This is a genomic window from Paraburkholderia sp. BR13439 (assembly GCF_040948805.1).
Lineage (GTDB): Bacteria > Pseudomonadota > Gammaproteobacteria > Burkholderiales > Burkholderiaceae > Paraburkholderia > Paraburkholderia youngii.
Genome location: NZ_JBFPKN010000009.1, coordinates 263,453 through 276,292, shown reverse-complemented (window position 1 = coordinate 276,292; position 12,840 = coordinate 263,453). Strand labels below are relative to the sequence as shown.

The window sequence follows — 12,840 nt, the reverse complement described above, 5'->3', positions numbered from 1 at the left end:
CCCGCCGGCACAGCAAGCCGCCGGGCAACGAGGCGGAAAGCGTAACCCGCCCCGACCGGCGCCGGTCAGGTCAAATGTGTAACGGAAAGACGATTGTTCCAGTGCTGGTTCAGATACTCGAGCGCGAACATCCGGTGACAATGATGTGGTAAATGTTCACTGCAAAGCAGGCAGCCCGATTCAAATAGCGCGATATCCAGATTGCTTTCCACACGGCGGCGCGCGATGAGGTCGAGATATTCCTCGCGAAAGTTCTCCCAGCTCAGTTGCTTGCCCTGGTAGCGTTTGAGCAGTTCCGGCTCGGGAGCCAACTCCGGAATTTCCACGTACGCCGCATTGCACAACTGCTCGAGAAAGAAAGGCAGATCCTGCTTTTTCGCGAAGCCCGCCAGCTGCGACGTGTTGTTGAGGCGAATGTCGAGCACCGTGCGCACTTGGGCCTCTTTCAACAAACCGAAGAACTTCTGGGCGCTCTTGCCGGTAAAGCCAATGCTCGCCACCTGTACGGTACCTTTGTCACGTTTCATCGTGAATCCCCTTGGCGGGCCATTCGGCGCCCATAAAAAAGCCTCGCTGCGATTGGCGCAGCGAGGCTCGGTGGCAGTGCATCTTTAGCGCCGCTCGCGCGCTTTACTTGACGATGTCGACCAGTTCGACTTCGAAGGTCAGATCGGTATTCGGCGGAATCGGGCCGACGCCGCGATCGCCATATGCGGTCGCCGCCGGGCACGTGAGTCGCGCCTTGCCGCCGACTTTCATCTTCTGCACGCCTTGCGTCCAGCACGGAATCACGCGATTGAGCGGGAACGTGGCCGGGCCGCCATGCTTGGCCGAGCTATCGAATTCGGTGCCGTTGGGCAGCGTGCCGCGGTAGTTGACTTTTACCACGTCGGTCGCGGACGGTTGCGGGCCCGTGCCTTGCGTCAGATGTTCGACGATGACGCCGGACGGCAGCTTCTCCGTGGTCGGCGCGGCAGCCATCGCGGTCGAGGACAGCACGGCTGCGGCCAGCAAAGCAACGAGTGATTTCAAAGCAAATCTCCAGTGGGGTAGTCCGTTTGATTGTAACGGATCGGGTGTCGGCCGAGGCTCCCAAATACTGCCGGATGCCGCGGGTCGTTGCGCGCCTGTCACGAACTTCGCTGAACCGCCGCGCGAGCCCGCGGTCCACATCAACATCCGGCGCGAGTCGCCGGCACGCGAATCCGCCGCACCCGTTGAGAGCGCTTCCGATGACCGAGCCGGCCCCTTCCGACAACCCCGCTGACAACCCGACCGCCGCGCCAGCGCCCGCCGACGAGCGCGTTCGCGCGCCAAGGCCGCGCCGGATTCCGCGCAGCCGTGCCCAACAGGCGCGGCTCGATGCGCGCGAATCCGCTTTCGAGCCGCTGCCGTTCCCCTCGTATTCACCCGACGACGCGCGTCGCCCGTTCGCGGACAAACTCGACGCATGGTTCGCTGCGCGCCGTTGGCAGCCGTTCGATTTTCAGCGCGAGGTTTGGCGCAACATCGCCGCTGGCGCGAGCGGCGTACTGCACGCAAGCACCGGGGCCGGCAAAACCTGGGCCGTGTGGTTCGGTGCGCTCGCCGCGTTCGCGAGTGCGGCGTCGACGCCGCGCAAGCACCCCGAACCGCTGACGGTGCTCTGGATTACACCAATGCGCGCGCTCGCGGCCGATACCGCGCGAGCGTTGCAAAGCTCCGCGGCCGAACTCGCGGTACCCTGGAGCGTCGGTCTGCGCACCGGCGATACGTCGGCCGCCGAACGCGAGCGGCAGAACCGGCGCATGCCGTCCGCGCTCGTCACGACGCCCGAGAGTCTGACGCTGATCCTGACGCGCGCCGATGCGCGCGAAGTACTGTCTCAGGTGCGGCTCGTGATCGTCGATGAATGGCACGAACTGCTCGGCAACAAACGCGGCACACAGACGCAACTCGCGCTCGCGCGTCTCACGCATTGGCGGCCCGGCTTGCAGGTATGGGGGCTGTCGGCGACGCTCGGCAATCTGTCGTTCGCGACCGAGGTCCTGCTCGCGCCGGTCGCGACGCCGCGCGTCAGTGTGCACGGCGCGCTGCCGAAGGCACTGATCGTCGACACGATCATTCCCGACACGATCGAGCGCTTTCCGTGGGGCGGTCATATGGGCATGCGTCAGGTCGATGCGGTCGCGCGCGCGATCGACGAAGCGCGCACGTCGCTCGTATTCACGAACACGCGCTCGCAATGCGAGGTGTGGTATCAGGCGCTGCTCGACGCGCGCCCCGAATGGGCCGGCGTGATCGCGCTGCATCACGGCTCGCTCGATCAACAGGTACGCGAGTGGGTCGAACGCGGATTGAAGGACGGCTTGCTAAAGGCCATGGTGTGTACGTCGAGTCTCGATCTCGGCGTCGATTTTCTGCCGGTGGAGCGCGTGTTCCAGATCGGCTCGCCGAAAGGCGTCGCGCGTTTGATGCAGCGCGCGGGCCGCTCGGGACACGCACCCGGTTTGCCGTCGCGGGTGACGATCGTGCCGACGCATGCGCTCGAATTGATAGAAGCGGCGGCCGCGCGTGAAGCCGTCGACAAACGGCAGATCGAAAGCCGCGATACGCCGCAAAAGCCGTTCGACGTGCTGGTGCAACATCTCGTCACCGTCGCGATCGGCGGTGGTTTCGACGCGCGTGAGTTGTACGATGAACTTCTGCATACCTATGCATATCGCGATCTGACTCAGCAGGAGTTCGACTGGGCTCTGGGTTTCGTCGAAGGCGGCGGCGCGACGCTGCGCGCGTATCCCGACTACCATCGCGTCGCGCGCGATAGCGACGGTCTGTACCGCGTGCCGCGCGACGATCTCGCGCGCCGGCATCGCAACAACATCGGCACGATCGTCGCGAATGGGACGTTGAACGTGGCGTATCTATCGGGCGGTCGCATTGGCGCAATCGAGGAATCGTTCATCTCACGGCTCAGACCCGGCGATGTATTCACGTTCGGCGGCCGCGCGCTGGAATTGATCCGCGTGCAGGATATGACGGCGTGGGTGCGGCGTGCGAGCTCATCGCGTGGGGCAATGCCGCAATGGGCCGGCAGCCGCATGCCGCTATCTTCCGAGCTCGCCGACGCGACACTGACGATGCTCGCGCGCGCCGCCGACGGCATCTACGACGAGCCGGAAATGCGCGCGGTACGACCGCTGCTCGAATTGCAGCAGAAGTGGTCGGCATTGCCCGAGCCGGGCGTGCTGGTCGTCGAGCTGCTGAAATCGCGTGAGGGTTACCACTTCTTCTGCTATCCGTTCGCCGGGCGCACCGCGCATATCGGGCTTGGCGCTCTGCTCGCGTGGCGGGTCGCGCGCGACGAGCCCGGCACGTTTTCCATTTCGATGAACGACTACGGTTTCGAATTGCTGTGCGCGCAGGCGTTCGATTGGGACGCGCACTTGCGCAATGGCCTGCTTTCACCTGACGAACTCGATCACGACATTCTTGCAAGCCTCAATTCGTCCGAACTCTCTTTGCGACGTTTTCGTGAGATTGCGCGGGTGTCGGGCCTCGTGTTTCAGGCGCATCCTGGACAGCAGAAAAGCGCGCGGCAATTGCAGGCCTCGAGCGGGCTTTTCTACGAGATCTTTCGTCAGCACGATCGCGACAATCTGCTGCTGGGGCAGGCCGATACCGAAGTACTGCTACAGGAACTCGACGTGCGGCGCATCCGTATTGCGCTCGAACGAATGAACGCGAGCCGCGTCGTGCTCACGCGGCCCAGCAAGCCGACGCCGTTCGCGTTTCCGCTGATCGTCGGACGCCTGCGCGAAAAAGTCAGCACCGAGAAGCTCGCCGATCGCGTCGAGCGAATGCTGGCCGAACTCGAAAGGGCGGCGCAACGATGACGGCGACCTCGCTTGCAATCGACGTCGGCGGACGGCCTCTCGTGCTATCGAGTTTGCGCGCGTGTTTCGATCCGGTGCTGCGCGCGCTTTTTATCGCCGATGCGCATTTCGGCAAGGATGCGGTGTTTCGCGCGCGTGGCATTCCGGTGCCGACTGGTTCGACCGCGGAGAATCTGCTGCGAATCGATCGTCTGATCACCGAGTTCGAGCCGGCGATGCTGGTGTTTCTCGGCGATCTGCTGCATGCGCGCGAGACGCTGTCGACACCCACACTCGACGCGTTGCATGTGTGGCGCGCGCGGCATGCGTCGATGCGCGTGGTGCTAGTCGAAGGCAATCACGATCGGCATGCCGGTGCGTTGCCGCCTTCGTTGGATGTCGAGTCTGTGCGCGAGCCGTGGCATTTCGGGGCGTGGGCGCTGTGTCATCACCCGCATGCGGTCGATCACGCGTATGTGCTCGCGGGGCATGTGCATCCGGTCTATCGGATCGCGACGGGGATCGATTCAGTGCGCGTGCCGTGCTTTCGCTTCGGGATCGATCGGGGGGTGCTGCCGGCGTTCGGGAGTTTTACTGGAGGCGCGCGTGAGACGGGGCGCGTTTTGGGGGAGAGGGTTTTTCTGGTCGTGCAGGAGAGGGTGATCGAGTTGAGGGGTTGAGCGGACGGCGGGGGCCGTCCGCTTTGTTGCCTGATTGCGTTTTTGTTTGCGGGTTGGCTTGCTGATTCGCTAGCCTGGTTTTTTGCTGGCTTTTTCGCTGCAAATTCCCCGCGGTGCTCGAGCGCGGTCGGTTTGGAGGCCGGGCGGCGCCGGCTTCCCTTCCTGGAAGGAGCCCCGCAGGGTTCGCGGGACCCTTGCCACTGCCTAATGGTTGCTGCCGCCGTGGCCGCCACTGCCGGAGCCACCGCCGCCGTAGCCGCCATTGCCTCCGTGGCCACCGTTACCGAAGCCTCCGTTGCCGAAGCCGCCACCGTTGCCGCCGTTGCCTTGGCCGCCACCGTTGCCGCCGTTGCCGCCGTTGCCGCCATGGCCACCGTGACCTCCGTTGCCGGAACCACCGCTGCCTTGGCCACCACCGTTGCCGCCGTTTCCGCCCTGGCCGCCACCGCCTTCACCGCCATGGCCACCGTTGCCCGAGCCGCCGTTACCCTGGCCGCCGCCTTCACCACCATGGCCACCGTGTCCAGAACCGCCGTTGCCCTGGCCGCCGCCTTCACCGCCATGACCACCGTTGCCCGAGCCGCCGTTGCCTTGGCCGCCACTGCCTTCACCACCATGGCCACCGTGTCCGGAACCGCCGCCGCCCTGGCCCCCACCGCCTTCACCACCATGGCCACCGTGTCCAGAACCGCCGTTGCCCTGGCCGCCACTGCCTTCACCGCCATGGCCACCGTGTCCGGAACCGCCGTTGCCTTGGCCGCCACCTTCACCGCCGCGGCCACCGTTGGCAGAACCGCCCTTGCCTTCGCCACCGCTGCTACCGTGGCCGCTGTCACCATGGCCGCTGCCGCCGTGGCCGCCGTCACCGTGGCCGCTTTCGCCGTGACCGCCCTCGCCATGGCCGCCGTCACCGTGACCGCTTTCGCCGTGACCGCCCTCGCCGTGACCGCCCTCGCCGTGACCACCCTCGCCGTGACCACCCTCGCCGTGACCACCCTCGCCGTGACCACCTTCGCCGTGACCACCCTCGCCATGGCCACCGTCACCATGGCCGCTTTCGCCGTGACCGCCCTCGCCATGGCCGCCGTCACCGTGACCGCTTTCGCCGTGACCACCCTCGCCGTGACCACCCTCGCCGTGACCACCTTCGCCGTGACCACCTTCGCCGTGACCACCCTCGCCATGGCCGCCGTCACCATGGCCGCCGTCACCGTGGCCGCTTTCGCCGTGACCGCCCTCGCCATGGCCGCCGTCACCATGGCCGCCGTGACCGTGGCCGCTTTCGCCGTGACCACCCTCGCCGTGACCACCTTCGCCGTGACCACCCTCGCCATGGCCGCCGTCACCGTGACCGCTTTCGCCATGACCGCCATCGCCGTGGCCGCCGTCACCGTGACCATGACCGGCATCTCCATCACCACCGTGGCCGTGACCATGACCGCCATCGCCGTCACCCTCGCCGCCGTGGCCGTGGCCATGACCGCCATCGCCGTCACCCTCGCCACCGTGGCCGTGACCATGACCGCCATCACCGTCACCCTCGCCGCCGTGGCCGTGGCCATGACCACCATCACCGTCACCCTCGCCGCCGTGGCCGTGGCCATGACCACCGTCGCCATCGCCCTCGCCGCCGTGGCCGTGGCCATGACCGCCATCACCGTCACCCTCGCCGCCGTGGCCGTGGCCATGACCGCCATCGCCGTCACCCTCGCCGCCGTGGCCGTGACCATGACCACCATCACCGTCACCCTCGCCGCCGTGGCCGTGGCCATGACCACCGTCGCCATCACCCTCGCCGCCGTGGCCGTGGCCATGACCGCCATCACCGTCACCCTCGCCGCCGTGGCCGTGGCCATGACCGCCATCGCCGTCACCATCGCCGCCGTGGCCATGACCATGACCGCCATCGCCGTCACCATCGCCGCCGTGGCCATGACCATGACCGCCATCGCCGTCACCATCGCCACCGTGGCCGTGACCATGACCGCCATCGCCGTCACCATCGCCGCCGTGGCCGTGGCCGTGGCCATGACCGCCATCGCCGTCACCATCGCCACCGTGGCCGTGACCATGACCGCCATCGCCGTCACCATCGCCGCCGTGGCCGTGGCCGTGGCCATGACCGCCATCGCCGTCACCGTCGCCACCGTGACCATGGCCATGACCATGACCGCCGCCACCTTCACCATCACCATCACCACCATGGCCATGGCCATGACCATGCCCGTGCCCCCCACCACCGTCCCCACCATCCCCGCCGTTATCACCGCCACCGTTGTTGCCGCCATCGCCGCCCGTGCCGCCATTCCCCGAGCCATCGCCACCGCTTCCAGCGCCGCCATTACCGTTGTCGCCGGAACCGCCATTACCATTGTTGCCGCCGGTATTTCCCGAGCCCACCCCGCCCGTGCCGGAATTAGCCGAACTATTTCCGCCACTGCTGCCCGCGCCCGTCGACGACGTCCCGCTGCCCGGCGACGAGCCGGTGGACGACGTCGGACCGAGCCCCGCCGCCGCGATGCCGAGGGCACCCGCCCCGAGTTGTCCGAATCCCTGCGAGGTGCAGCCCGGCCCGCCGCCCGACGGACATCCGCCGTGCACGCTCGCCTCGGCGAGCACCATCACTCCAGGATTGGTTGCTGGCGCTGAGGTGCTCCCCGAATTCGTCTGCGCACCCGCCATCGCCGCATAAAGACTGACCGCGACCGCCAAAGCCGCCCGCCGCGTGCCAAGTATCCACGCGTCCCCGTTTTGCTTTTTCATTTCATCCTCCTAATTATTTTCCCTGAGCGACCGGTCCAATTAACGAGTGAATCTCCGCTCGTCAAAAAAACGAAAAGTCAAAGCCATCGCGCAGCTTCGCCTTATGCGAATTTAAAATGCGCTCGCACTAAATACTTCTCTCACGGAAAATCCCCGGTCCGATTTGGCGTGCTTCGAGAGAATGGGCTGGCCGTGCGCGCACGTGATCGTGAGAGCCGCACAGCGAGGCTTGATGGACGTTGAAGTTATTCGCAGTGCAATCGCGCGACCGTGCGCTAGACCACGCAATGCGATATTGCCGATACGGCGTGCCAGGCAGGGGAAAACGACGATGCGCCCGCCACATCCGCTAATCCATATTCTTCATACGGGAAGTTAAAACTATCACGCTCGACGCAATTGGAGCGACATAAAGAAAAATTAACATCTGGTTTTATCGGATGAATTCAAATCATTTACACATCGTCCGTTTTATTCATGTTGCCATTCGCACATAAACAAGAAAATTGGAAAAGCCGAATGAGAGAAATCCAATAGACAACACTATGAAAATCAACGAAAGGCGCGCGCGAAACATTACGCGTCGTTGCATAACGCCTGTGCGTCGCAAAGAGCGATGTCGTGATGTGCGCTGCCGCGCACAGTCGCCGAACGTGCGGCTCAGCCGTACGCGATCGCGACCCACTCCATCTGCAAAGTGTCGTGGCACAACCACCAGCGCGTCAGATAACCAACACATCGGCACGCACGCTTTTTCCGGAGCATTCCCACCATCTTCCGCGCTACCGTCGCGTATCGTCGTTGCGCTGCCCGCAAACGCCCGCCCCCGCGAGCTACTGCGCGGGATCGTCCCCATACGCGGGTAAACCTTTGTTTGACTTCGTCGCGCCGCCCCGTTTACTGCACGCAGCCGAACCTCTCAATCCGCTTTCATTCACCGCCCGCATTTTGTTTGGTCTGCTGAGCAGTGTTGTGCGAGCGCCCTCCCCTCTCCGACGAGGTACAACATGGTTACTATCTCCAGCAGCGCCGTCGACGAATTCAAATCCACACTGCGCGGCCAGCTTCTGCTGCCCGACACGCCGGGCTTCGACACCGCGCGCAGCATCTGGAACGCGATGATCGACCGTACTCCCGCGATGATCCTGCGCTGCGCGGGTGTGGCCGACGTGCGCAGCGGCGTCGCCTTCGCGCGCGACAACGGCCTGCCGCTCGCCATTCGCGGCGGCGGCCACAATATCGGCGGCACCGCTGTGTGCGACGATGGCCTCGTGCTCGATCTGTCCACGATGAAATCGGTGCGTATCGACCCGCAAGCGCGGCGAGCGTATGTCGAACCCGGCGCGACGCTGCATGATTTCGATCACGAAGCGCAGGCATTCGGACTCGCGACACCACTCGGCATCAACTCGACGACCGGCGTCGCAGGTCTGACGCTCGGCGGCGGCTTCGGCTGGCTGAGCCGCCGCTACGGCATGACGATCGACAACCTCGTCGCGGCCGACATCGTCACCGCCGACGGTGAGTTCCGCCACGTGAGCGCCACTTCGCACGGCGATCTGTTCTGGGCGATTCGCGGCGGCGGCGGCAATTTCGGCGTCGTTACGCTATTCGAGTTCGCGCTTCATGAGGTCGGCCCGCTCGTGTATGGCGGCCTCGTCGTGTTGCCGCTCGCCGACGCGAAGGAAGCACTGATCAAATACCGCGATGCCGCGCCGGCAATGCCCGACGAGCTGGCCGTCTGGGCGGTCGCGCGGCTCGCGCCGCCGCTGCCGTTCCTGCCGCCCGACGTGCACGGCAAACCCGTGCTGGTGTTCGCGATGTGCTACAACGGCCCGGTCGACAAAGGCCCGGACGCGGTGGAAGCCGCGCGCGGCTTCGGCAAGCCGCTCGGCGAACATCTCGGTCCGATGCCCCTCGAAGTCTGGCAACAGGCCTTCGATCCGCTGCTCACACCGGGCGCGCGCAACTACTGGAAGTCGCACAACCTCGCCACCATCGACGATGGTCTGATCGACGCACTGATCCGCGCGATCGACACGCTGCCGTCCACGCAATGCGAAATTTTTTTCGGGCTGATCGGTGCGCAAACGCAGCGCGTGGCGGTCGACGCAACCGCTTACCCGGCTCGCGAGACGCTATACGCGATGAACGTGCACGGCCGCTGGGACGATGCGCGCGACGACGAGCGCTGCGTCGCATGGGCGCGCGACTTTTTCGACGCGGCGCGCCCGTTTGCGCTAGGCAGCGTGTACGTCAACTTCATGACCGAGGAAGAAGGCGGCCGTATCGCGGATGCCTATGGGCCCAACTATGAGCGGCTCGTCGCCGTGAAGAACCGCTACGATCCGCACAACCTGTTCCGCCATAACCAGAACATTCGCCCAACGCTGTAGCGACGACGCGCAACGGCAAGCAGCGCAAAAACCGCGAACTGCAAATCGCCGCGCCGCCCTCGCGCAAGGCGGCGCGGCCCTTGGGCACGCTCCCTGCTGCTTTGTCGGCCGTGGATGCCCGCGATGCGTGCTTCGCGCGTCGCGGCACGCCCGCTCAACGACAATCATCGCGCGCACGGAACCTCTCGTGCGCAAATGAGAACAAAGCAAAGCAAGGCGGGCAATTCGCCGCACTCTTCCATAACGTACAACATGCGTGAGAAACGCAAAGGAAAACAGTCATGCGCAGACGACAATTCATCATGACCGGCAGCGCTGCATTGGCCGTCGCAGGCCTGAGCCTCACCGGTTGCACGACGACTTCGCCGTCCTCGAACGCATCGCCGTCGGCCAATGCCGGCAAGCGCGACACGATCAACGCCGGCGTCGACTCGACGCTCGCGCGTCTCTACGAAAACGTCGACGGTTCGCGCGAGCTCGTTGCGAAAGCGCGCGGCGTGCTGGTGTTTCCGTCGGTGATCTCGGCCGGCTTTTGGGTCGGCGCACAGTATGGTGAAGGGGCGATGCGCATCGGCGGCCGCACGGTCGGCTACTTCAGCACGGTCGCGGGCTCGTTCGGGTTGCAGATCGGCGCGCAGTCGAAGGCGCTCGTGTTTTTGTTCATGACGCAGGAAGCGCTCGACGAATTCATGCACAGCCAGGGCTGGGCGGTCGGCGCGAATGCGACCGTCGCCGTGCTGAAGGTCGGCGCGAACGGCGCGGTCGATTCCTCGACCGCAACGAGTCCGGTGCAAGCTTTCGTGTTGACTAACGGCGGTTTGATGGCCGGCGTGTCGCTCGAAGGCACGAAGGTGTCCCGGCTGATTATTTGAGTATCTGAGCGGAGCGCCCAGCGGACGCATCCCTCGCGCAGCCGCGCGCGTTGCCAAGCCCGTTCAGCGCCGCCCATGCAGGCCTCAGCATTCCGCTCGGGCGCCACCTCGTAAAACATGATCACCGCTGGTCCCGCTTCCGGTCGGCCCCCTGGCTGTCCGGCATTCGCAGCAACGTGCTCGCAGGCCTGACCTCTTCGTTCGCGCTGGCGCCCGAATGCATCGCCTTTGCGCTCGTCGCCCATCTGAATCCGTAGATGGGTCAGTACGGCGCATTCTTTATCTGCACCATCACCGCGCTATTCGGCGGACGTCCCTGCATGATTTCGGGCGCGGCGGGCTCGATGGCCGTCGTGATCGTCGCGCTCGTCGGTGAGCGCGGCGCCTTCACTAGCTGTTCGATCCCGCGCGCGACCCGGCGAGCGTGACCGTCGACTGCAATCACCTGCTGCTCGCCGATTATTCGGCGCTCGCCGCGTTGCAGGGGCTGGCCGAGCGCTATCGCAAGGCGCGGCAAAGAGTTGCGGATGCAGAACCTGTCGGAGCGCAACCGCCAATTGTTGAGCCGCGCGGGAATCGGCTTCGCGTGACACACGCACCGCGTTGCGAGCGCGCGTGAGGTGAGTGCTCGCGTGACCGTCGACATGAGCGCCGGCAACGCGGCCTGGCGGTTTAGCGCTGCTCCGGCAACTTGAACACCGAGATCGCCGCCGACAATTGCCCGGTCTGCGTCTTCAGCACATCGGCCGCCGCGCTCGCTTCCTCGACGAGCGCCGCATTCTGCTGCGTCGTCTGATCCATGCTCGCGACCGCGATGTTGACCTGCTCGATGCCCGAGGTCTGCTCGGCCGACGCCGCGCTGATCTCGCCCATGATGTCGTTGACGCGACGTACCGCCTGCACGACTTCCTGCATCGTGTCGCCCGCGCGTCCGACGTGCTCCGAACCGCCCGCGATCTGCGCGGCCGATTCCTCGATCAGCGCCTTGATCTCCTTCGCGGCCGCCGCGCTGCGTTGCGCGAGCGTACGCACTTCGCCCGCGACCACCGCGAAACCGCGGCCCTCCTCGCCCGCGCGCGCCGCCTCGACGGCCGCGTTCAACGCGAGGATGTTGGTCTGAAACGCAATCCCTTCGATCACGCCGATGATGTCGCCGATCCGGTGCGACGACTGTGAAATCCCGCGCATCGTGTCGATCACCTGGCCGACCACCGCGCCGCCGCGCGCCGCGGTCTCCGAAGCGTTGTGCGCGAGCTGGCTCGCCTGCTTCGCGTTGTCGGCGTTCTGACGCACGGTCGCAGTGATCTGCTCCATGCTCGACGCGGTCTCGCCGAGCGCCGCCGCCTGCTGCTCGGTGCGGCGCGACAGATCCGAATTGCCCGCGGCGATCTCGTTCGATACCGACGAAATCAGCGTCGCGCCGCCGCGAATCTGCTCGATCGCCTGCGCGAGACGCTGCTGCATCCGTTTCATCGCGGCGAGCAGGCTGGTACTGTCGCCGGTCTTCGTATCGACGATCACGTCGAGGTCGCCGTCCGCGATTCGCGACGCGATCTGCACCGCGTACGCCGGTTCGCCGCCAAGCTGACGCAGAATGCTGCGCAGAATCACGCCGATCACCAGCGACACGAGCGCGCAAAGCGCTACCGCCGCGATCACGTATTGCACGAGGGTGCGGTAGAACATCGCCTCGATGTCGTCCGTGAACACGCCGGTGACGATGGTCCAGTCCCACGGCTTGTAAAGCCGCATGTAGTTGCTCTTCGGCGCGAGCTGGTCGGTGCCGGGCTTCGGGAACATCAGATGAACCAATGCCTCGCCTTCGCGCTGGGTTTGGTCGGAACCCTCCTTGAACACATGACGGCCGTCCGGATCGGTGACGGTGGTCATGTCCTTGCCGACGAGGTCGGCGCGCGTGGCATGCATCAGCACGTGCGCGTGGCTGTCTTCGAGCACGAGGTAGCCGCCGGCGCCGTCGTAGCGCATCGCGCGCAGGTCGTCCATCGCGGCGCGCTGCGCGTCGGCGAGCGGCATCGTGCCGGACGCGGCGAGCGCGTTGTAGCGATCGAGCACGCTGTACGCGATGCTGACGACGCTTTTCAGCTCGTCCTCGCGATCGGCGATCATCGTGTCGCGCGTTTTGTACGCTCCCCACAGGCCGATCGCCAGAATGCCCATGCACATCACCGCGAGCGCGAGCCACAGCCGCACTTTCAGGCGAAACCGTTCCATCTTCCGTATCCCTTGTCGTGGTTTGCGGCGGTCCGCGCAAGCG

The 12,840-nt window shown here is 65.4% G+C and carries 8 protein-coding genes and 1 pseudogene; 6 read left to right on the top strand and 3 right to left on the bottom strand.

Annotation, left to right across the window (positions count from 1 at the left end):
- Positions 1–65 precede the first annotated feature (65 nt).
- The gene (locus AB3X96_RS20045) at positions 66–527 is read right to left on the bottom strand and encodes a DUF488 family protein (RefSeq protein ID WP_176106611.1); all 462 of its coding nucleotides are present in this window, start codon (positions 525–527) and stop codon (positions 66–68) included.
- Positions 528–630: 103 nt separating this feature from the next.
- Positions 631–1,032 carry an FKBP-type peptidyl-prolyl cis-trans isomerase gene (locus tag AB3X96_RS20040; RefSeq protein ID WP_013092241.1) on the bottom strand — a complete coding sequence of 134 codons (402 nt, stop codon included), beginning with the start codon at positions 1,030–1,032 and terminating at the stop codon, positions 631–633.
- A gap of 200 nt (positions 1,033–1,232) precedes the next feature.
- On the opposite strand from AB3X96_RS20040, the gene AB3X96_RS20035 reads away from it, so the two are divergent.
- From AB3X96_RS20035 to AB3X96_RS20010, 6 genes and pseudogenes are all read left to right on the top strand, one after another.
- On the top strand, positions 1,233–3,875 hold the full coding sequence (locus AB3X96_RS20035; protein WP_368591030.1) for a ligase-associated DNA damage response DEXH box helicase: 2,643 nt from the start codon (positions 1,233–1,235) through the stop codon (positions 3,873–3,875).
- A complete protein-coding gene (gene pdeM, locus AB3X96_RS20030) occupies positions 3,872–4,534 on the top strand; it encodes a ligase-associated DNA damage response endonuclease PdeM (protein ID WP_368591029.1) in 663 nt (220 codons plus the stop codon). Before AB3X96_RS20035 ends, pdeM begins: the two co-directional genes overlap by 4 nt.
- Positions 4,535–4,756: 222 nt before the next feature.
- Entirely contained in the window at positions 4,757–7,183 is a 2,427-nt protein-coding gene (locus tag AB3X96_RS20025; RefSeq protein ID WP_368591028.1) for a hypothetical protein, read from the top strand.
- A 1,121-nt stretch (positions 7,184–8,304) separates the two neighbouring features.
- Entirely contained in the window at positions 8,305–9,693 is a 1,389-nt protein-coding gene (locus AB3X96_RS20020) for an FAD-binding oxidoreductase (protein ID WP_368591027.1), read from the top strand.
- Between the two features lie 281 nt (positions 9,694–9,974).
- Entirely contained in the window at positions 9,975–10,565 is a 591-nt protein-coding gene (locus tag AB3X96_RS20015; RefSeq protein ID WP_176106616.1) for a YSC84-related protein, read from the top strand.
- Positions 10,566–10,682: 117 nt separating this feature from the next.
- Positions 10,683–10,951 (top strand): annotated as a pseudogene (locus tag AB3X96_RS20010) (SulP family inorganic anion transporter); the annotation flags it as partial.
- 286 nt (positions 10,952–11,237) lie between these two features.
- Here the strand turns inward: AB3X96_RS20010 and AB3X96_RS20005 are convergent.
- Positions 11,238–12,797: a methyl-accepting chemotaxis protein gene (locus tag AB3X96_RS20005; protein ID WP_368591026.1), complete on the bottom strand. Its 1,560-nt coding sequence runs from the start codon at positions 12,795–12,797 to the stop codon at positions 11,238–11,240.
- Positions 12,798–12,840: the final 43 nt, after the last annotated feature.

What these genes read in the sequence shown, in the direction of transcription:
- AB3X96_RS20015 (WP_176106616.1), top strand. Translation starts at nt 9,975, where the DNA reads ATGCGCAGACGACAATTCATCATGACCGGCAGCGCTGCATTGGCCGTC.
- AB3X96_RS20045 (WP_176106611.1), bottom strand. Translation starts at nt 527, where the DNA reads ATGAAACGTGACAAAGGTACCGTACAGGTGGCGAGCATTGGCTTTACC.
- AB3X96_RS20005 (WP_368591026.1), bottom strand. Translation starts at nt 12,797, where the DNA reads ATGGAACGGTTTCGCCTGAAAGTGCGGCTGTGGCTCGCGCTCGCGGTG.
- pdeM (WP_368591029.1), top strand. Translation starts at nt 3,872, where the DNA reads ATGACGGCGACCTCGCTTGCAATCGACGTCGGCGGACGGCCTCTCGTG.
- AB3X96_RS20035 (WP_368591030.1), top strand. Translation starts at nt 1,233, where the DNA reads ATGACCGAGCCGGCCCCTTCCGACAACCCCGCTGACAACCCGACCGCC.
- AB3X96_RS20020 (WP_368591027.1), top strand. Translation starts at nt 8,305, where the DNA reads ATGGTTACTATCTCCAGCAGCGCCGTCGACGAATTCAAATCCACACTG.